Source organism: Chloroflexota bacterium (genome assembly GCA_016197225.1).
Lineage (GTDB): Bacteria > Chloroflexota > Anaerolineae > Anaerolineales > VGOW01 > VGOW01.
The window spans coordinates 65,153-83,845 of the sequence record JACPWC010000024.1 but is presented as its reverse complement, the minus strand read 5'-3'; the positions used below and the strand labels follow the sequence as shown (position 1 = coordinate 83,845).

Annotated in this window: 22 protein-coding genes and 1 pseudogene; 20 read left to right on the top strand and 3 right to left on the bottom strand. The window is 59.9% G+C overall.

The window, feature by feature from the left end:
• The 13 genes and pseudogenes from HYZ49_04900 to HYZ49_04840 form a co-directional block, all read left to right on the top strand.
• On the top strand, positions 1-1,663 hold a 1,663-nt coding region (locus HYZ49_04900), incomplete at its 5' end, for a hypothetical protein (GenBank protein ID MBI3241614.1).
• A gap of 97 nt (positions 1,664-1,760) precedes the next feature.
• Positions 1,761-2,291 carry a hypothetical protein gene (locus tag HYZ49_04895; GenBank protein MBI3241613.1) on the top strand — a complete coding sequence of 177 codons (531 nt, stop codon included), beginning with the start codon at positions 1,761-1,763 and terminating at the stop codon, positions 2,289-2,291.
• Positions 2,292-2,371: 80 nt separating this feature from the next.
• Positions 2,372-2,944, top strand: coding sequence for a DUF3800 domain-containing protein (locus HYZ49_04890; GenBank protein MBI3241612.1), 573 nt, complete (start codon positions 2,372-2,374; stop codon positions 2,942-2,944).
• Between the two features lie 152 nt (positions 2,945-3,096).
• A complete protein-coding gene (locus tag HYZ49_04885; protein ID MBI3241611.1) occupies positions 3,097-3,207 on the top strand; it encodes a M55 family metallopeptidase in 111 nt (36 codons plus the stop codon).
• A complete protein-coding gene (locus HYZ49_04880) occupies positions 3,207-4,667 on the top strand; it encodes a glycosyltransferase family 39 protein (GenBank protein MBI3241610.1) in 1,461 nt (486 codons plus the stop codon). The genes HYZ49_04885 and HYZ49_04880 overlap by 1 nt, the downstream gene beginning before the upstream one ends.
• On the top strand, positions 4,645-5,481 hold the full coding sequence (locus tag HYZ49_04875) for a M55 family metallopeptidase (protein ID MBI3241609.1): 837 nt from the start codon (positions 4,645-4,647) through the stop codon (positions 5,479-5,481). Before HYZ49_04880 ends, HYZ49_04875 begins: the two co-directional genes overlap by 23 nt.
• A gap of 80 nt (positions 5,482-5,561) precedes the next feature.
• Positions 5,562-6,950, top strand: coding sequence for a pyridoxal-phosphate dependent enzyme (locus tag HYZ49_04870; GenBank protein MBI3241608.1), 1,389 nt, complete (start codon positions 5,562-5,564; stop codon positions 6,948-6,950).
• A gap of 47 nt (positions 6,951-6,997) precedes the next feature.
• The gene (locus tag HYZ49_04865; GenBank protein ID MBI3241607.1) at positions 6,998-7,144 is read left to right on the top strand and encodes a hypothetical protein; all 147 of its coding nucleotides are present in this window, start codon (positions 6,998-7,000) and stop codon (positions 7,142-7,144) included.
• Positions 7,145-7,460: 316 nt separating this feature from the next.
• Positions 7,461-7,565 (top strand): annotated as a pseudogene (locus tag HYZ49_04860) (SEC-C domain-containing protein).
• A gap of 68 nt (positions 7,566-7,633) precedes the next feature.
• Positions 7,634-8,317, top strand: a complete 684-nt coding sequence (locus HYZ49_04855; protein MBI3241606.1) for a hypothetical protein — start codon at positions 7,634-7,636, stop codon at positions 8,315-8,317.
• 26 nt (positions 8,318-8,343) lie between these two features.
• Positions 8,344-8,640, top strand: coding sequence for a hypothetical protein (locus tag HYZ49_04850; GenBank protein MBI3241605.1), 297 nt, complete (start codon positions 8,344-8,346; stop codon positions 8,638-8,640).
• Between the two features lie 4 nt (positions 8,641-8,644).
• Positions 8,645-8,959, top strand: coding sequence for a hypothetical protein (locus tag HYZ49_04845; protein MBI3241604.1), 315 nt, complete (start codon positions 8,645-8,647; stop codon positions 8,957-8,959).
• A 9-nt stretch (positions 8,960-8,968) separates the two neighbouring features.
• A complete protein-coding gene (locus tag HYZ49_04840; protein ID MBI3241603.1) occupies positions 8,969-9,292 on the top strand; it encodes a hypothetical protein in 324 nt (107 codons plus the stop codon).
• A gap of 40 nt (positions 9,293-9,332) precedes the next feature.
• Here HYZ49_04840 and HYZ49_04835 read toward each other — a convergent pair whose 3' ends face one another.
• From HYZ49_04835 to fabF, 3 genes are read right to left on the bottom strand one after another with little or no spacing between them, the layout of a single operon-like run.
• Positions 9,333-9,506: a hypothetical protein gene (locus tag HYZ49_04835; GenBank protein ID MBI3241602.1), complete on the bottom strand. Its 174-nt coding sequence runs from the start codon at positions 9,504-9,506 to the stop codon at positions 9,333-9,335.
• Entirely contained in the window at positions 9,503-10,498 is a 996-nt protein-coding gene (locus tag HYZ49_04830; protein MBI3241601.1) for a ketoacyl-ACP synthase III, read from the bottom strand. Before HYZ49_04830 ends, HYZ49_04835 begins: the two co-directional genes overlap by 4 nt.
• Positions 10,498-11,745: a beta-ketoacyl-ACP synthase II gene (gene fabF, locus HYZ49_04825; protein ID MBI3241600.1), complete on the bottom strand. Its 1,248-nt coding sequence runs from the start codon at positions 11,743-11,745 to the stop codon at positions 10,498-10,500. Before fabF ends, HYZ49_04830 begins: the two co-directional genes overlap by 1 nt.
• Before the next feature lie 201 nt (positions 11,746-11,946).
• Between fabF and HYZ49_04820 the strand changes: the two genes are divergently transcribed.
• The 7 genes from HYZ49_04820 (at position 11,947) to HYZ49_04790 (ending at position 18,688) form a co-directional block, all read left to right on the top strand.
• Positions 11,947-12,291: a nucleotidyltransferase domain-containing protein gene (locus HYZ49_04820; protein MBI3241599.1), complete on the top strand. Its 345-nt coding sequence runs from the start codon at positions 11,947-11,949 to the stop codon at positions 12,289-12,291.
• Positions 12,272-12,622, top strand: coding sequence for a DUF86 domain-containing protein (locus HYZ49_04815; GenBank protein MBI3241598.1), 351 nt, complete (start codon positions 12,272-12,274; stop codon positions 12,620-12,622). The genes HYZ49_04820 and HYZ49_04815 overlap by 20 nt, the downstream gene beginning before the upstream one ends.
• A gap of 190 nt (positions 12,623-12,812) precedes the next feature.
• The gene (locus HYZ49_04810) at positions 12,813-14,078 is read left to right on the top strand and encodes a DUF3048 domain-containing protein (protein ID MBI3241597.1); all 1,266 of its coding nucleotides are present in this window, start codon (positions 12,813-12,815) and stop codon (positions 14,076-14,078) included.
• Positions 14,079-14,190: 112 nt separating this feature from the next.
• Positions 14,191-15,522: a DUF3048 domain-containing protein gene (locus HYZ49_04805; protein ID MBI3241596.1), complete on the top strand. Its 1,332-nt coding sequence runs from the start codon at positions 14,191-14,193 to the stop codon at positions 15,520-15,522.
• A 127-nt stretch (positions 15,523-15,649) separates the two neighbouring features.
• Positions 15,650-17,950: a GAF domain-containing protein gene (locus tag HYZ49_04800; GenBank protein ID MBI3241595.1), complete on the top strand. Its 2,301-nt coding sequence runs from the start codon at positions 15,650-15,652 to the stop codon at positions 17,948-17,950.
• 40 nt (positions 17,951-17,990) lie between these two features.
• Positions 17,991-18,305 carry a nucleotidyltransferase domain-containing protein gene (locus HYZ49_04795; protein ID MBI3241594.1) on the top strand — a complete coding sequence of 105 codons (315 nt, stop codon included), beginning with the start codon at positions 17,991-17,993 and terminating at the stop codon, positions 18,303-18,305.
• Positions 18,302-18,688 carry a HEPN domain-containing protein gene (locus HYZ49_04790; protein MBI3241593.1) on the top strand — a complete coding sequence of 129 codons (387 nt, stop codon included), beginning with the start codon at positions 18,302-18,304 and terminating at the stop codon, positions 18,686-18,688. Before HYZ49_04795 ends, HYZ49_04790 begins: the two co-directional genes overlap by 4 nt.
• Positions 18,689-18,693 lie beyond the last annotated feature (5 nt).

The window sequence follows — 18,693 nt, the reverse complement described above, 5'->3', positions numbered from 1 at the left end:
GGCGCAGTCGGTCAACGGCGAACCGTTTCTCTCCGACCGTCCGCCGAGTGGCGGCCCTGGCGGCGACGGCGACCCGCCCGTGCCGATCAAGACCGCTTACGTCCAGCCCGGCATTGGCCTGGCCTTGCGTGAAACTCCAACCACTGCCGCCGACGACAGCGATTGGCCGGAAGGCACAGTCATCACGACCGGAACGTGGCTCACGGCGCTTGGCCCGGCGCAGGCGCAGAATGATCGATCTTATCAACGAGTCCGCCTCAACAGCGGCGCTGAAGGTTGGGTGCTGGCCGCTCGTGCCGGTGAAACTTATTTGAACGATCCGGGTCAGGGCGACGAGCGCCCGGCGTGGGTCACTGAATTAACGTGCGGCCTGCGGCTCTACTCGCGCCCCGAAGTGACCGCCGACTCCTGGCTGGCGCCAACCGTGTTGTGGACAGGCTTGCCGGTGCAAGTTTTACAAATAAATGCCACGCCTGACTCAATGGGCCGACTCTGGACTCGCGTGCTTTGCCCGGACGGTCAGCGCGGCTGGGTGGTGGACGGTTTTGCCGACGGCCCGCGCCGCCTGGCTGACGTGCCGCCGGAAATGGTGACGCCGACTCTGGACGTTGACCTGCTCGAACGCCCCGCCGACGGCTTGCCTCAGCGCCCGGTGCGAACGACGGGCACTTTGAACATTCGCACCCGGCCTGAACGCAAACCCGAAACGCAGTTTGTGATTGTGCCAGCCAACACCCGCCTCACGGCAGTCGGCGAGCCGAACCCGCCCGACGCCGAAGGAATACGATGGCAGAAGTTGCGCTGGAGCGATGGTAGTGATAAGTGGGCGTCGGCCAGATTTTTAGTGGATGTGCCTCCGGCGGTTGCCTCGCGAGTCGCGGCAGGCGCGCCGCTCTTCGTTCTGCGTCGTGTGGCAAACGGCGCGTGGTTGCACGTTCGCAGTCTGGCGCACAAAGAAGGTTATGTGAGAGCCAACGAGACTCAAGCAGTGGCGGCCATACCTGAGCGAACGCCGATCACACAAGTTCCCCGCGCCGAGAGTCCCTTCATCTTCGCCATCCACGACGCGCACGAGTCGAACAACGGCTTGAGCCTATACGTTTTGCCGAACGGAACGCGGCGCACCGGCTGGGCCGTGTTCACCGAAGAGTTGGGCGACAGGCCGGAGCCGGGCCGCCGCCACGACGAGTATGCGCGTTGGGCCGACCGGGGCTTTGGCGTCGTCGTCCGGCTCAATCATCATTACGGCAGTGCCGGCACGATTCCTGATCCGAGCGACGCCGCCCGGACTGAGGGCTTCATTCAGGCGTGTGCCACCTGGGTCCAGAACTCCGGCGACGGTTGCCACATTTGGATCGTGGGCAACGAAGTAAACAACCCGCGCGAGTGGCCGGGCCGGGCGATGATTACGCCTGTTGCTTACGCGAGTGTGTTTAATCGTGTGCGGGCCGCCATCCGGCAAGGCGCGCACGCCAATGATATTGTTTGCCCCGCGCCGATTGACCCGTACAACGCCCAGTGGGGCGATGCCCGCCGCTACTTCACCGAGATGCTGAGAGGCATCACCGACCTCGACGGCTTGATTTTGCACGCTTACACCCACACACCTGAGGTGAACGATCTGACGCACACGCGCACCTTTCCGCTGGGAGACAGCCTTTGAGGATGGCATCACTTACAGTATCAGCAACAAGGCTCACGTGCGGGCCGGCTACGTGGCGGCGGTGGGGAATGAGTGGAGGTGGAGGGGGTGATTAAAAGTGTTCATCCTGTTGCTGATAATCGGCCTTATGGCCTTGATTTATGGAGAATTGCGTTTTCAAGGCGGGCGCAAAATCAAAGGCTTGGCCGCAAAGATTCTTGGACTATTGGCGCTACTTGCATCAACAACACCCTTGTTGGTTTTGGCCGGGGTGTTACCTGCAAATTTCGACAGTGCTTTGCAGTGTGGCACATTTGCCGTCATTTTGATGGCTGGCGTAATGTTTGGACGGTATGATCTACAACACGCGTATGGCGTTCAGACTTCAGTTGTTTCGGCGTTCGTTGGCATCACTATTGGAAGTCTAATTGGAGCATTTCTTGAACGTCCGCCGAGTACGATGGATCCTGTGGAACTGGGACGAGTTGTTCTAACTTCAACTACGTTAGCTGGTATTACAGTTATTCTCCTGCCAAGAAGACCTGTGGAAAATTTATGGCTTCAGATATTCGCGGGAATTTTCATTGGTGTTTGGGTTGGCTATTTCGGAGAAATTGCTGTTGCTACATCCCTGGAAGGATTGAAATAGAACAGGCTGATTGGGTTGCCCTCGGGCTATAATCTGTTTGCAATAGGTGCACCATCGGGCCGCGATTTGTCAACGAAGCCATGACTCGAAAACTCTACTGTTACGTTGACGAATCCGGCCAGGAGACGCAAGGCCGCCTGTTTATCGTTTCGGTAGTGATTGTTGGGATTGAGCGTGAGGCGCTCCGCGAAATTTTGGGCCAGATTGAGGCCGCTTCAGGCAAAGGCCGGAAGAAGTGGACCAAAGCCACTCGCAAGCAACGGCAGGCTTATCTGACACAAGTCATTCGCAAGGCGGAATTTCGGGGCAAGATTTTGTATGCCCGCTTCGACGATACCAGAGATTACCAGGGATGTGTGCTTCGCGCTCTCAATCAAACGGTGATGGTTGCCGCCGGCGGTCAACCTTATCGGGCAACGGTATTGATTGACGGTCTGGGCAAGAATGAGCGGCACCGGGTAACCGCCGGACTGCGGCAACAGCAACTGTCGGTAGACAAAGTCCGGGGGTTGCGTGACGAAAGTGATACCTTTATTCGCCTCGCCGATGCGATGGCGGGCTTTGTCCGGGATTGGATAGAAGGCGAAACCGATTGGGAGCGACTGTATCAAGAGGCGGTTGAACGCGGCGTCGTCCGTCAGGCGAAAGGATAAAAAAACCCCCGTGGTTAGGGGGCGCAGCCTAGATTGCCTGTAGACAATCACCAACCCAGAAAGGGAAGTCTTCGGCTGTTGTAGGCTTATTATAAGCCTGTACTTCTGAGTGTCAAGCAATTTTTTTCATGCCCGATTCGATACTAAACCCTATGAAACTCCTCATCTCCGCCGACATGGAAGGCATCTCCGGCATCGTAGACTGGGAACAGGTGACGTCCGGCCACGTGGAATATCAATCGCGTAGCCGTAATTCGAAATAGTGACCAAACAAAGTTCGCTGTTCCTTACCATCGTTATAACCTTGCTAGCCTTTGGCCTGCGGGCGCGCGACCTGGGCGCGGCCAGCTTATGGAATGATGAGGGTAGCACCGCCTTCACCATCCGCCAGAGTTGGCCGGAGATGGTTGACCGGCTGTGGGAGGATGCCGTGCATCCGCCGCTGTTCTTTGCGGCAGAGAAACTCCTGGCCGGATTGGGCGACTCGGAGTTTGCGCTCCGCCTGCCCGCTGTCTTCTTTGGTGTGGCAAGCGTGGCGGCTGTAGCAAGGCTGGGCCGGGAGTGGATCAATGGTCGTGCCGGGCTGTTAGCCGCCTTGTTTCTGGCGGTATCGCCGTTCATTGTCTGGTATAGCCGCGAAGCGAGGATGTACTCACTGCTCGCGCTGTTGAGCATCGGTGTGATGGCTGGCTTTGGCCGCTTGCTTTTTTCCAGCCCGCTCCGACGCGCATTGCCCGCTTTTGCCGCCATTTCTGCGGTGTTGTACCTGACCCACTACTTTGCCTTGTTCCTGCCGCTGACTCAGTTCGCTTATTTGCTGGTGACGTTCAGGCAGAACCACGAACGGTTGCGACGGTGGGCGCTGGCGCAAGGCCTGGCCGCCTTGCCGATTGGCTTGTGGATCGCTGGACAGTACCGTCACGGCGTGACTCTCAAGATCGCCTGGATACCGTCGCCTCAGTGGGAAACGTTGTGGCTGACCTTTGGGCGATTCATAAATGGAACTGTGCCCGGATGGCAATTTGGGGTGGCGGTCGCCATCGCGGTTGCCGGCTTTGGGATGTATCAATTACGCCTGCGCCAGCAGTCATTGCTTCTGGCGTTGTGGTGGCTCCTGCCGCCCGTGCTTACGTTCGCCATATCGTTTCGACGACCGTTGTACGTGGATCGATATTTCATCGGCTCACTGTGCGCCTTCGCACTGGCGCTGGCCGCGGGTGTGGAACTTATCAGGCGGCGCACGCCGTGGGTTGGCAATGCGTTGGCCGCCTTGCTGGTTGGCCTGATGGGTTGGCAGACGCTGTCAACGCCGAACACCTTCGGCGAAGACTGGAGAGGGGCGGCGCAGTACGTCACGGCCCATTCACGTTCGGGTGACATCTTGTTGAGCCGGAGCATCTTTTACTGGGCATTTGATTACTACTATCATGGCGATCTGTCGTTGCAAGCGATGGATGGTGATTCGCAGGTTGAGCCGCCACTGCAGGGCCGGCTGTGGTTTGTCTACCGGCTTGAATCGGGCGGGGCGGCGAGTGACAAAGAGCTTCTTCTGCAAGACCTGTATCGCAACGCGCCAGACCTTGAACGGCTGGAATGGTTGAAAGCGGCTGAGCCTTACCTGGCCGAGTGGCACGACTTTGAGAACGTCACCGTGTTGTTGTATGATTTTTCATTGGACACATCTCTAACTCAGGACTCTTATGAAACTACTTATCTCCGCTGACATGGAAGGCATCTCCGGCATCGTAGACTGGGAACAGGTCACGCCCGGCCACGTGGAATATCAATCGCGCAGTCGCAAGCTGATGACGGGCGACGTGAACGCGGCCATCCAGGGCGCGTTCGAGGGCGGCGCCGACGAAGTGATTGTGAGCGACGGCCACTGGAACGCCCGCAACATCCTACTCGAAGAACTGGACTCGCGCGCCAAACTCAACGCCGGCTCGCCCTCGCCGTTTGCGATGATGCAGGGCATTGACGACCAGCCGCAACCCGACGCGGCCATGCTCGTCGGCTACCACGCAACCGCCGGAACCAAGAAGGCGATTCTCGATCACACCTGGTCGGACTCTCGAATCCGGGCCGTCTATCTCAATGACCGGTTGATGGGCGAGATCGGGCTGAACGCGGCGGTGGCCGCCCACTACAACGTGCCCGTCATCGCTCTCACCGGCGATCAACACGCCTGCCAGGAAGGGCAGGATATGATCGGCTCGGCGCTCGAAATTGCGGTGGTGAAGAACGCGACCGGGCAGAGCGCGGCCCAGTGCCTGCCGTTGGCCGAGGCCCGGCACAAAATTTGCGAGGCGGCGGCCCGGGCGGTCATCAAGTTCCGGGAAGGCAAGGCGGCTCAACCGTTCAAAGTAGAAACGCCCGTGCGCCTGGCCGTCGAATTCGTCTACACCCGCCACTGCGACCGCGCCTTCCTCATCCCCGGAACCGAACGAATCAGCGGCACGCGCCTTGAATACACTGCGCCTGACATGATCACTGCCCACCGCGCGTTCAGAGCAATGGCGACGATCTCACGCGACTAAGGAACACGAAGGCACGAAGACTCTAAGACGCGAAGAAAAACTTTGTGTCTTTATGTCTTGGTGCCTTTGTGACAATAAACATGACCAAAGCAGTTTTGGGACCCACGTTTGAAGAAATGTTGCACCCGGACAAAATTGACCCGGCTATTCGGCAGAAAGCGGTCAAGGCGTTGAAGGACGCCCCGCTCGACCCGGTCAATCTTTACAACATCACCTGGCGCGGAGCCGACAACAAAATCAAATATGAAGTTCTGCCGAAAGAGTTGACCGGCGTGGACGCGCCTATCGTCGTTTTATATGGACGCGACTTTCCGAGCGGCGCCCACAAAGTGGGGGCCGCCTACTCGGTGTTGATCGAAGAACTGGTCTTCGACCGGGTGGACATCAACAAACACACCGTCGTCTGGCCCAGCACCGGCAACTACGGCATCGGCGGGGCGTGGGTGGGTGGCCGGGTCGGCGCGAAATCCATCGTCGTTCTCCCCGAAGGTATGAGCAAGGAGCGGTTCCAGAAAATCGAAAGCTACGGCGCGCAGGTCATCAAAACCATTGGCGTCGAGTCTAACGTCAAAGAGATTTACGACAAGACCTGGGAACTGCGCCGCGACCCGAACATTCGCATCCTCAACCAGTTTGAAGTGATGGGCAACTACCGCTTCCACTACCACGTCACCGGCAACACCATTGTGGAACTGGCGGCGGAGTTGAAAGCCGAGGGCGTGGGCGACGGCTCGATTGCCGCTTACTGCTCGGCGATGGGAAGCGCCGGGACGATTGCGGCGGGCGACCGGATCAAGCAGGCTTTCCCCGATCACAAGATCGTGGGCCTCGAACCTGTTCAGTGCCCGACGCTGTACAACAACGGCTACGGCGGCCACGACATTCAAGGCATCGGTGACAAGCACGTGACGTGGATTCATAACGTGCTGAACATGGACGCCATCATGTGCGTTGACGACATCGAATGCAAGAAAGGGTTGCAGGTGCTGACGGACGAAGCCGGCCAGGAAGTGTTGACCAGGCGCTACGGCATCCCGGCAGAGAAGGTCCGCTCGCTCTCAACCCTCTTCGGCATCTCTGGCGTGTGCAACGTGCTGGGCGCGATCAAGACGGCCAAGCATTATCAGTTCGGCAAGAACGACGTCATCGTCACCATCTGCACCGACGCGATTGACCGTTATCACTCGGTGATGGGCGACATGGCTCGTGACTACGGCGCGATTGACGAGGCGCGGGCGATGGCCTATGTTGAAGCCATCTTTCACGGGGCCAAGACCGACTGGATCAAAGACGGCACGCCCGACATGCGCCGCCAGTGGCATAATTTGAAGTATTACACTTGGGTGGAACAGCAGGGCAAGACGGTGGAAGAACTCGACGCCCAGAAAGACCCGGAGTGGTGGATCAAGCACCAGCAGTTGGTGCCGGAGATGGATGCTAGAATCAGGCAGGCGAGAGCCGCTGTCTAATTTAAGCGCTCCTGGCACTACCCAGCCTCAAAGGGTATCGCGGCACAGTGGAGAACGAGGGGCGGCTGGCCGACGTGGTGGCGGCCATCAACAATGCGCTTCGCACGGCTTACGGGTCGAACATCCAACTTCAAGCCGCTGACGCCGACGTGTACACGCTCGACGGCAAGAAGGATTCAGGTATCGTTCACTGAAAGGAAACAGATGAAAGCGATTCTGGTGACAATAGGATTGGCGATCGTTATTCTGCTGGCCATTGCGCTCGGCGCGGCGTTGATGGTGCTCATGGCGGCCGGCCTCGGGCTGTTGCTTTCACGCTTCTTGCCGCTTTCGACTTACGAAGCGTCCTTCATGTCGCTGATAGCCCTCATTGCGTTGTTGGCGGCTGCCTGGCAGATTTTGCGCACGCCTGCTATTACTGTGCCAGTTGACGAAGAAGAGGAGTGGGAAGACGAAGAAGAAGATGAGTCGCCTCCTCCTCCGGCTTTCATTCCATCCATTCCGCGCTGGCGGCAACCTCTCAGACGAACCGCATACGAAGGCGTTGGCCGAAATGATCTGTGCCCGTGCGGAAGCGGCAAGAAATACAAAAACTGCCACGGAAAAACAGCTTGAAAGTAATTCACAATTGACAAATCACAATTGAGCATTGTGAATTGTCAATTGTGAATTGAGAGGTTGCCATGAACCCCACCGATCTCATCCTCGCCGCCGTCATGCCCTCGCCGCGCGATCTGGAAATTGCGCGAGTGCTGGGCTGGTATCGCATCCCTTACAAAAAAGCGCCCAAGACGGTGAGCGTTGACCGCCTGGCGTTTTACCAGACAGCGGACTTCGGCGACGAGAAGTGGGCCATCAACTTCACTGCGCCCGTGCTCGGCCACGAACTGACGACCCGCGCCGAGCTTCTTCGCACCGAACCCGATCACCCTCGCGCCGGCGAGCAATACTTCAAAATTCAAGTCGGCCCGCTGGAACGCCTGCCCCGGCCTGTGCCCTCGCTCAAGTGGCGGCGCATCACCTTCTTCTATACAACCGGCGAACGGCTGATGAATGCAACCGAGATCAACGATCTGATCGTGGACAGCGACGAGCGCGACTTGCTGTGGACGGCGCTAAAGGAGCGTGGCCTGAACGCCGAACGCCATTACGAAGAAGGGCCGGGCGGGGCGATTGATTTTGCCCTGTTGTGTGAGTTGGGCAAGCTGGCGGTGCTTCTGGGGCAAACGGGGGAAAAGAGGGAAATGAAGGAAAAGGGTGAGTGGGAGTATCTGGCGTTTTCGGAGGCGGCGGTCAAAGACAATTTGCCGGGCGTGATGACGGCGATTGAACAGGGGGTCTCTAAACTCGGCGGGCTGGTGAAGTGACGGTCAAACTCAGACCCAGAGAACAAATGACTCTGACGCTGGGCCTCTCGTTCACGGCGGCGCTCTGCCTGCTCGGCCTCCTGCTCCTCTTCACTACCGAAGTGTTGATCCGGCCATCCACTTTGCCCGACGGTTACGTCGTTCACGCCTGCTACGGCTCCACCGCCTCGAACAAAAATAAACAGGTGGGCGTGTGGTGGCTTTCGCCTTATACAAAAGATGCGCCGCGCTGGGCCTTCATGTCGCCGACGACGAACTCGTGTCGTTTTATTCCCTGGCTGCCGATCCTGCCGCAACATGGTAGCCTCATGTTTCCTCCGTAAATAAATGAGCCGGACTCGTCATCACCTTCGCCTGTGGCTGATCCTCTTTCTTTTCGGTTTGGCCGCCGTTTGCGTGGCGAACCTGACTCTGCTCGGCGCCCTTTCACTCTGGTTGCCACTCGCCAACCTGCCATCCGATGTGATTGTTCAAGTTTGCGTGGGGCGGGTGGCCACCGTTTCGTGGTGGGGCGTGTGGTGGGCGGTTCCGGGTCTCGCCGCTATGCCGCCGCCCACTATTGCCTCGCGTCAGGCCCTTTGCGGCTACATCCTGCGCCCGCCGCACTGGGCGCAGCAAGGGAGTTTTCCGTTGTTGCCATGAGAGGTGAGCATGGAGGAATTCAGAACCAACAACACTCGCGACACTCGCATTCTGGCAACGGCCATCTTGTTGCTCGTCGGCATGTGCCTGGCCTGCTCACTCATCGCCTGCGCGGTGCAAGCCCTCACGCCGCCGCCCGAACAAGCCTCCGACTCGATTGTGGCCGTCTGCGCCTGGTCTCGTGACGGCAGTGTGGGCCTGTGGTGGAATGACAGGCGACCCCCGGCCCAGGTGTTTGCCAGAGCCTCGAACTACAACGCCCGCTGTGCCCTCGTGCCCTGGTCGTCGGCCCTGCCAGATCGGGGCCGCCCGGCGATTGATGTCACCCCATAAAAAAGACACCGGGTGTTTTGCGAAACACCCGGTGTCTTTTTTATTTCTTACTTCCCCGGTGCGGTGGTTCCACGCCCTCCGGCGCTTGCGAGCCAAAGAGCGCGCCCTCCACGCGCCGCAGAGCGCGGCGGCCCATCGAGTTGACGCGGGCCAATCCATAACGCACCTGCCGCCCAAGCTGATTCCAACGCGAGATTTCGGGCGGCGGGGTCACGTCCCAGTGAATGGCGAGCGGGCACCCGCCTCACACATGGCAATCGGGATGGAAGCCGTCGAGGTGTTGCCGTAGCGATCCACGTTGATGAAGAACTTCTCTTCGGGTAGTTCCAGGCCGCGCGCCGCCGCTTCGATGATGCGCCGGTTGGCCTGGTGCGGGATGATCAGGTTGATGTCTTCCAGAGTCAGCCCGGCCTCGGCCACCACCTCGCGGGTGATCGAGTTCATGACCCGGGTGGCGAAGCGGAACACTTCGCGGCCATTCATTTGAATCTTCTGATTGAGCAAATGGCCGACGCCCGGCGGGCGAATGTAGCCGGACGAAACCAGCGAGAGCGAACTGCCGCCCGATCCATCGGAGCGCATCATGCCTGATAGCACACCGCCCGGCGTCTCCGAGCCTTGCAGGACGAATGCGCCCGCGCCGTCGCCGAAGAGAATGCAGGTGCCGCGGTCTTCCCAGTCCACCACGCGCGACAAAGTTTCTGCGCCGATGACGAGGGCGACTTGGGCCGTGCCGCACTTGATGGCGTCGGCGGCCATGTTGACGGCGTAGATGAAACCGGTGCAGGCCGCCGAGAGGTCAAACGCTCCGGCCTTTGTTGCGCCGATGGCATCTTGCACCAGCGAGGCGGTGGAGGGGAAGGCGTATTCGGGGGTGCAGGTGGCGACGATGATCAGGCCGATGTCTTCGGGCGAGAGGTCGGCCACTTCCAGGGCGCGCCGGGAGGCCAGGATTGCCAGCGATGTGGTGGTCTCTTTGCTGTCGGCGATGCGGCGTTGTTTGATGCCGGTGCGAGACTGAATCCACTCGTCGTTGGTATCTACGATGCGGGCGATGTCGTCGTTGGTCATCACCCGTTCCGGCACGGCCATGCCCCAGCCGGTAATGTGGGCGTAGCGCGCCGGTTTGGGGCCGGGCTTGGCCGGGGGCCGCCCGTTCCGTCCATTCTCTGAAGGGCGGTGTCCGTTTCCGTTACTGCCTGCCATCAAGCGCCTCCGTTCTTGCCGAAGATGATGGATGCGTTGTGCCCGCCGAAGCCGAACGAGTTGGACATGGCGGTGCGCATGGCTTTAGCCCGGCCAGTGTTGGGCACGTAGTTCAGGTCGCAGTTGGGGTCGGGTGTTTCGTAGTTGAGGGTGGGGGGGATGAATCCGGCGTTGAGGGCTTTGAGGCAGATGACGGCTTCCAGCGCCCCGGCGGCTCCCAGCAGGTGTCCGTGCATGGACTTGGTGGAGGAGATGGGGAGATCGTAGGCGGCTTCCCCGAAGACGGTTTTGACGGCGGCGGTCTCCGACTTGTCGTTGAGTTGAGTCGAAGTGCCGTGCGCGTTGAGGTAATCAATTTGCTTCGGGTCGAGTCCGGCATCATCCAGCGCCAGCTTCATGCAACGCGCCGCGCCCGCGCCGTTCTCCGCCGGGGCCGAGATGTGGAAGGCGTCGTCGGTGAGGCCGTAGCCCAGCACTTCGCCATAAATTCGCGCGCCGCGCGCTTTGGCGTGACTCTCGGATTCGAGAATGAGGGTGGCCGCGCCCTCGCCGGCCACAAAGCCGTCCCGGTTTTTGTCGAAGGGGCGCGAGGCGCGGGTCGGGTCGTCGTTGCGGGTGGAGAGGGCGGTCATGACGTTGAACCCGGCGATGACCAGGCTGAGGATGGCGGCCTCGGTTCCACCGGCCACCATGACATCCGCGCCGCCGCGCTGGATCGTCTTGTAAGCTTCGCCGACGGCGTTGGTGCCGGTGGCGCAGGCGGTGACGATGGCCAGGTTGGGGCCGCGCAGGCCGAAGGTGATGGCGACCTGCCCGGCGGCGGAGTCGGGCAACATCATGGGAACGAGGAAGGGGCTGACGCGGCGCGGGCCTTTCTCGCGCAGAGTCTCGACCTCACTCAAGACCGTGCCGATGCCGCCGATGCCGGTGCCGATGAAGATGCCGATGCGGTCACGGTTGCTGTCGGTCACTTGCAGGCCTGCGTCTTGGATGGCCTGACCGGTGGCGGCGACGGCGTACTGGGTGAAGCGATCCATGCGGCGCGCATCTTTGCGGCCAAAGAGAGCTTCGGGGTCGAAGCCTTTGACTTCGGCGGCGAATTTGGTTTCGTGGTGGCTGGCGTCGAAGCGGGTGATGGGGCCGACGCCGGATTTGCCGCCGGCGGCGGCGGCCCAGGTGGTTTCTACGTCCAGGCCCAGCGGGCTAACCGCACCGAGGCCGGTGACGACGACTTTCGTTTTCAACAGACTTCCTCCAAAGTGAAATGGACACGACTTTAACCGGGGCAAGTTTGAAACTTGCCCGGACTTTTAGACATAAAGTTTTAGCCGCAATTGGTTTGAAAGTATAACACGGTGAGGGGGGAAAGGATGCGAGGGGCGACTTGGGGCTTCCACCGTAGTTAGAGCAGAAGGAGCAAATCGCAGTTATAATCCCAACCAATGGCTATGCTGGATGTCTCTAACAGGCTGTTGACTCGGATCGCGCCGGTGTCGGCAGAATCGCTGGCCGAGTATTGCCGCCGCTGGCTGGTGGCTGAACTGGCGCTGTTCGGCTCGGTTTTGCGCGACGACTTTGGGCCGGAGAGCGACGTGGACGTGCTGGTAACCTTTGCGCCCGATGCCGATTGGAGTCTGTTCGATCACGTGAAAATGGCGGAGGAGTTGAAAGCGTTGTTCAAGCGAGAGGTTGACCTGGTCAGCCGCCGGGCCGTCGAGCATAGTCAAAATTGGATCCGGCGCAGAAGTATCCTGAACAGCGCCCAGGTGGTGTATGCCGCTCGACAAAGATAGCGCCGCCTTGTTGGATGTGGCTCGCGCGGCGCGCCTCGTGCTGGCCTTCAAAGGCGACATGACCAAAGACGCCTTTATGGACGACTACAAGACGCAGTCGGCGATCATGCACCAGTTGCTAATTGTCGGCGAAGCTGTGAAGCGCCTGACGCCAGAATTCCGCGCGGCCCACCCGGACATTCCGTGGCCGCTCATGGCCGGAATGCGCAACAACCTCATTCATGCTTACGACAGCGTTGACCTGGGTGAAGTGTGGAAGACGGCACAAGATGATATTCCTGCGCTTCTGAAACTGCTGGAACCATTGCTTCCTGTGGAAGACGAAGACTGACACCCGCTCCTGTACCCTTCCGGCATATTCAAGTTGGCAACGAAGTTCTGGAGGGGCTTCTCTAATCCGCCCACATCCCTTGATCTTAATACGGGCTTGATTCTGCCGGGATGTTTCCTACTCGACCAACAACTCCCATTTTTCATGCTATCCTTCCGGCTCAAGCTAACCTCTTGAGCCGGAGTTTTTTATGCGCCTCTCTCTTCTCTTCATCTCTCTTCTCCTCCTCACCGCCTGCGTCGGCCTCGCCATCCCGCCCGCCGCGCCCCCTACCTTCGTCGTCGCCATTCCCATCTCAGCCGCTACCAGCACCCCGGCGCCGCCAACCGCCACTCCACCTAACCACCTAACCACCCAACAACCAACGCCTACACCCTCACCAACTCTAACCGCTACCGCGACTCTAACTCCTCCCGGCCAACTCGGCCCCCTCAGCTTCCCGCCCGACGTCAACCCGCTCACTGGCGAAGTGGTGGCCGATCCGAACGTGCTCAACCGCAGACCGCTGGCGATCAAAATTTCAAACTTCCCCGATTGTGTGCGGCCACAATCCGGGCTGTCGCTGGCCGACCTCGTCTTCGAGCATTACGCCGAAGGCGGCTCCACCCGCTTCACCGCCATCTTCTACGGCCACGACGCGCCCAGAGTCGGCTCGGTGCGCTCGGCCCGGCTCATTGACCTTGAAATTCCGGCCATGTACTCATCGCTCTTCGCCTTCTCCGGCGCGAGCGACGGCGTCCTCAAGCGCCTCAAAGAAGCCGACTTCAAAGACTGGATCATCTCGCCCGAATTCGAGCCGGGCCACCACGCCTTCTACCGTGTGCCAAAAGAAACCCTGACCGCCAATTGCCAACTGCTCGAACACACCCTCTTCACCAGTACCGATAGTTTATGGGCCGATGCGGCAGCCAAAGGCATCAACACCCGCCCGGCCCTCACCGGCACGGTCTTCAACGCCGGGCCGCAACCGGGCGGACAGCCCGCCAACACCCTCTCGCTGGCCTACACCGCCGCTTACATCCGCTGGAGCTACAGCCCCGAAGCCGGGCGCTACTTCCGTTACGTCGGCGGCTTCAGCCACATGGACGCCCTCACCGACCAGCAACTCACCGCCGCCAACGTCGTCGTCCTCTTCGCCCACCACCAGACCACCGACATCCTCGAAGACAAAGTGGGCTACGACCCGCGCACCGGCAGGGGCGGCAACTACTCGCTTGAGATTCAATTGTGGGGAACTGGCCCGGCGCTGGTGTATCGTGACGGGCAGGTGTATTCGACGACGTGGCTTAGGCAGGATCGATTCGGCGTGATTGGTTTAGTGGACTCAAACGGGCAACTCTTTCCCCTCAAGCCCGGCCCCACCTGGTTTCAACTCGTCAACCTGGACTCGCCCCTCACCCAGCCCGAATCCGACTCGTGGAGTTTGGCTCCCTCTCGGCCCACGCCCATGCCGTGATAGAATCTGCGGCGCACAAATTAACACGAAGACTCGAAGTCACGAGGGCACGAAGAAAAATCTTGGTGTCTTAGAGTCTTAGTGCCTTCGTGTTCTCTTACGAAGGATGATCATGCAAAAGCGTTTACCAACAACCCTTTTACTAATAACTTTTCTTCTCATCGCTTGTAGCGGCCAACCAACGGTTCAGCCGGCTCCGTCTGCGTTACCCCCTGTTGGCGTCACCCTCATCGTGCCCACCGCCAACCCGCTGACGCGAACCACCGAACCACCTAACAACCCAACCACCCAACCAACATCCGTTCCCGAAACCGTCATCGGCCCCGAAACTTACCCGGCCGGCATCAACCCGCTTACCGGCCTCCCCGCCGACCCGGTTGCCCTCAACCGGCGGCCACTGGCGATCAAAATCTCTAACTTCCCGCGTTACGTTCGGCCACAGTTCGGCCTCTCGCTGGCCGACGCCGTCTTTGAGCATTACGCCGAAGGCGGCACGACGCGCTTCACGGCGATCTTTTTGGGCAATGACGCCGACAAGGTCGGCCCTATTCGCTCGGCCCGGCTCATTGACACCGTCATCCCCGAAATGTTCGGCGCGTCGCTGGTCGCCTCCGGAAGTTCGGCGGGCGTGATCCACCGCCTCAGCTTCAAGGACTGGTTCAACACCATCATCGCCGAAGCCAGCGGTTACCAGTGTCCGCCGCTGTGCCGCGAGAGCGAAGACACCAACTCGCTCTACGCCAGCACCGCTTCTCTGCATCAAGTCTTGCAAGCGAAGGGGCTGGACGTGCCGCAGCCGTTTCGCGGCGTGGCCTACCTCAACACGCCGCCTGCTGGCGGAGCGCCGGTGACTTCATTGCGGGTCGAATTCAGCGGCGAGGCTTTTGTCGAGTGGCGATACAACGACTTCACCGGCCACTACGAGCGTTGGGGAGACGATACACCCCCGCCCGCCACCGACACGGCGGGAACCCCGATCTTCCAAGCCCCCATCACCAACCCTCACGTTGACGCAATCACCAATCAACCAATAACCACTAACAATATTGTCGTATTGTTCGTAAATCATGTTGTTGATTTCAGCATCCCCGAAGATTTTGACAACGACGGCTTCACCGGCCACTTCAGCACCGAAGTGCAGTTGTGGGGCAGCAACCCGGCCTGGCTTCTGCGCGACGGGCAGGCCTATCAGTTGACGTGGGTGCGGCAGGACAAAGGCATGGTCGGCCTGGTGGACTCGGCCAATCAAATCGTGCCCCTCAAACCCGGCAACACCTGGTACGAAGTTGTCGGCCTCACGAGCGACCGGTTGACCGACGGCGTAAGCTGGCTGGTGCGCCACAAGTCGCCGAAGGACAAAGGCGAAATTCCCGGTGTGCCCACGCCGACGCCCACGCTCGAAGGTGCGACGCCGGAAGTGCCGACGGAGACGCCGACGCCGTGAAAGAAGGCAGTGAACGTGAGCAGTAAACAGTTGTATCTTGTTCACTGTTCACCGTTGACTGTTCATTGATTTCTGCTTACTGCACTCCCTCTAGCCTCAATCCCCTCTCCCGTATACAATCACTGCCATGACCTTCAACGAGTTGATGGGCGCCAAGGAGTTCACCCGCTGGCAGAGCGAGCAACAGCGGGCTTTCATCGAGGCCCAGCAACACATGGCGGCCACGGTCGGGGCCACCCTCGAACTGCCTGAGGTTGCCGCCCGCGTTCTCGATCTGACCGTCCGCTTCATTCCGTGCGACACGGCCACGCTCTTTCTGCGCTACGGCGATGAAATGCGGGTGGGCGCGGTCTACGGCCTCCCCGCCGAGTTGATCGGTCTGGAGTTGAATTTGGGCGGGCCACTGCTCGACGAAATGCTGACCACTCACGCCCCGGTCTGGCTGGCCGACGCTCAGGCCGACCCGGGTTTTGTGCGCACGCCGCATTCAGATCATATTCGCGGCTGGCTGGCCGCGCCGCTCGTTATCGGTGAGCGCGTTACCGGGCAACTCTCGCTCGACTCCGCCGAAAAGGATCGCTTCAGTGCCGACGACGCTCACCTGCTTGGCCTGCTGGCCCGGCAGGCGGCGCTGGCCCTTGAGAACGCCCAGCTTTACGCCGAAGCCACGCGCCGTTTGCAACACATGGCGATCCTCAACGAGATCGCCAGCGCAGTCGTCTCCACGCCGGACTTCGACGAAGCCGTGCGGCGGCTGGTGTTTGCCGTCAAGCAATCGCTCAACTACGAGATTCTCAATTTATACATTCGCCCTAACGAGTCAGGTGACTGGTCGCTTTACGCCTCGCACACCAACTCGCCGGGGCAGTCGCCGTTGGCGTGGGAGGCCGGGGTGGCCGCTCAGGCCGTGGCCCTGGGCCGCCCGGTGAAGTTAGACGACGTTCCCCCACATGAGGCGGCCAACCCTTCCGAAGTCCGGTCGCAGTTATGTGTGCCTGTCCACAGCGACGAGCGCGTGATCGGCCTCATTGATGCGCAAAGTCATCGTCCCGCCGCCTTCACCAACGAAGACGTTCACGTATTGAGCATCGTGGCCGGGCAGTTGGCCGGCGCGCTCCAGAATGCGCGCCTGTACGCCGCCGAGCGCCGCCGCACCGAGGAGCTTCAGGCTCTGCTCGACGTGGCCGAAACCATGTCGTCGTCGCTCAACCTGCCGGACATGCTCAAGACCGCCTCCATGCGCGCCGTGCAGGTTTGCCGGGTGGACACCTGCCTGGTTCTGCTGGTGACGGATGACGGCGAACACTTGCAGTTGGCCGGCAGCGCCCTGGCCGTTGAACCCGAGCCGCCGCCCGCGTGGGAAGCTTTGGGTGACGTCTTGAAGCAGAATACCTTGCCAAGTTTTCCGCGAACCAACCAGGCCTTGCTGGCCGGGCGGCCAGTCGTGTTTGAAGTGAATGATCAAGCCGGGCCGCTCACCCGCTTCCTATCCACGCACTTGCAATTGCATCGCCTGCTTCTGGCCCCGCTCAGAATTTCGGATCGCTCGGTGGGGCTAATGATGCTGGGCAACTACGAAGGGCGGCCCGAGTTCGACGAGCGGCAGATCAACCTGGCGGCGGCTATTGGCTTGCAGTTGGGCGTGGCCGTGGAGAATGCTCACCTGTACGCCCGAAGCCGCGAAACCGTGCGCGACCTTTCCGAGAGCATTTCGCAGTTGCGGCAGATGCAGGCTCAACTGATTCAGTCGGCCAAGCTGGCCGCTGTCGGTCAACTGGCGGCGGGCGTGGCCCACGAGATCAACAACCCGCTCACCACCGTCTCCGGCTTCAGCGAGTTGATCCTGCGCGACTTGCCCAAAGACAGCCCCATCCGCGAAGATTTGATGTTGATTCTGCGCGAGGGCCAGCGGGCGCGCAATGTCGTCCGCCGCCTGCTCGACTTTGCCCGCCAGTCCGAGCCGCACCGCGACCCCAGCGACCTGAACGAAGCCGTGGCCGAGACGGTGATGCTCATGAGCCACAACGCCAGCAATCAGGGAATCCTGATCAGCGAAACTTACGAACCGGATTTGCCCTGGGCGATGTTGGACGCCAATCAGTTCAAGCAAGTGGTGCTGAACTTGCTCAACAACGCCGTGCAGGCCATGCCCAAAGGCGGCCAGCTTACGGTGACAACCGGCGCTGAGGTGCGTGAGCAAGCGCAGGGTGTGTGGTTCAAGGTGGCCGACACCGGGCAGGGCATCCCGCCGCAAAATTTGGAGCGCATCTTCGAGCCGTTCTTCACCACCAAGCCGCCGGGCGTGGGCACCGGCCTGGGCCTGGCAGTGAGCTACGGCATTGTGAACGAGCACGGCGGCACGATTGAAGTGGAAAGCACAATGGGCAAGGGCACGGCGTTTACGGTGTGGATTCCGTGCAATTGCTGAGTGACTACAGATTGCACAGAGCAAATTCAGTGAGGGCGTGATGACAGTTCCAGAAACTCTCAAGAGATGCAAAACAGTCCTTGAAAGCAGTTATAAATCGCAGTTCAAGGGGCTGATTCTGTACGGGTCAATGGCCCGTAACCAAGCCAGTGCGACCAGCGACATTGACCTGCTCGTTTTGCTAAACCAACCCTTTGACTACTTCCGGGAACTCCGCGCGATCATTGAACTACTATATCCCATCCAATTGGAAACCGACCAGCTGATTTCGGCCAAGCCTGCTCCCTGGGACGATTTTGAGCGCGGGGTCATCCAACTCTATCGCAACGCCAAGCGAGAAGGAGTGCCGGTGTGACTTCGCAATTTGCCGACGAAATCGCGGCTAATGTTGAACGGGCTGAGCAGTCCATCAAGGCCGCGCAACAATTGGCCTCAAACAGTTTCTACGACTTTGCGGCTTCACGAGCGTATTATGCGGCTTTCTATGCCGCGACCGCCGTTTTGTTGCACGAAGGGCTGGAATTTAGCAAGCACAGTGGTGTCATTGCTTCGATTCATCAAAGATTCGTCAAGACAGGCAAACTGGATAAAGAACAAGGCAAGGCTCTGAACTGGCTTTTTGAACTGCGAAGCGTGGGTGATTACGGGGGCACAGCACATGTGTCTCGCCAGGAAGTAGAGCAAGCGATTGAAGCCGCTGAGAGGTTTCTGGAAGCCGTAAAACCTTTGCTTCAATAGCACAG

What these genes read in the sequence shown, in the direction of transcription:
- HYZ49_04870 (MBI3241608.1), top strand. Translation starts at nt 5,562, where the DNA reads ATGACCAAAGCAGTTTTGGGACCCACGTTTGAAGAAATGTTGCACCCG.
- HYZ49_04795 (MBI3241594.1), top strand. Translation starts at nt 17,991, where the DNA reads ATGACAGTTCCAGAAACTCTCAAGAGATGCAAAACAGTCCTTGAAAGC.
- HYZ49_04840 (MBI3241603.1), top strand. Translation starts at nt 8,969, where the DNA reads ATGGAGGAATTCAGAACCAACAACACTCGCGACACTCGCATTCTGGCA.
- HYZ49_04810 (MBI3241597.1), top strand. Translation starts at nt 12,813, where the DNA reads ATGCGCCTCTCTCTTCTCTTCATCTCTCTTCTCCTCCTCACCGCCTGC.
- HYZ49_04845 (MBI3241604.1), top strand. Translation starts at nt 8,645, where the DNA reads ATGAGCCGGACTCGTCATCACCTTCGCCTGTGGCTGATCCTCTTTCTT.
- HYZ49_04815 (MBI3241598.1), top strand. Translation starts at nt 12,272, where the DNA reads ATGCCGCTCGACAAAGATAGCGCCGCCTTGTTGGATGTGGCTCGCGCG.
- HYZ49_04805 (MBI3241596.1), top strand. Translation starts at nt 14,191, where the DNA reads ATGCAAAAGCGTTTACCAACAACCCTTTTACTAATAACTTTTCTTCTC.
- HYZ49_04855 (MBI3241606.1), top strand. Translation starts at nt 7,634, where the DNA reads ATGAACCCCACCGATCTCATCCTCGCCGCCGTCATGCCCTCGCCGCGC.
- HYZ49_04800 (MBI3241595.1), top strand. Translation starts at nt 15,650, where the DNA reads ATGACCTTCAACGAGTTGATGGGCGCCAAGGAGTTCACCCGCTGGCAG.
- HYZ49_04850 (MBI3241605.1), top strand. Translation starts at nt 8,344, where the DNA reads ATGACTCTGACGCTGGGCCTCTCGTTCACGGCGGCGCTCTGCCTGCTC.
- HYZ49_04890 (MBI3241612.1), top strand. Translation starts at nt 2,372, where the DNA reads ATGACTCGAAAACTCTACTGTTACGTTGACGAATCCGGCCAGGAGACG.
- HYZ49_04875 (MBI3241609.1), top strand. Translation starts at nt 4,645, where the DNA reads ATGAAACTACTTATCTCCGCTGACATGGAAGGCATCTCCGGCATCGTA.
- HYZ49_04885 (MBI3241611.1), top strand. Translation starts at nt 3,097, where the DNA reads ATGAAACTCCTCATCTCCGCCGACATGGAAGGCATCTCCGGCATCGTA.
- HYZ49_04830 (MBI3241601.1), bottom strand. Translation starts at nt 10,498, where the DNA reads ATGGCAGGCAGTAACGGAAACGGACACCGCCCTTCAGAGAATGGACGG.
- HYZ49_04820 (MBI3241599.1), top strand. Translation starts at nt 11,947, where the DNA reads ATGCTGGATGTCTCTAACAGGCTGTTGACTCGGATCGCGCCGGTGTCG.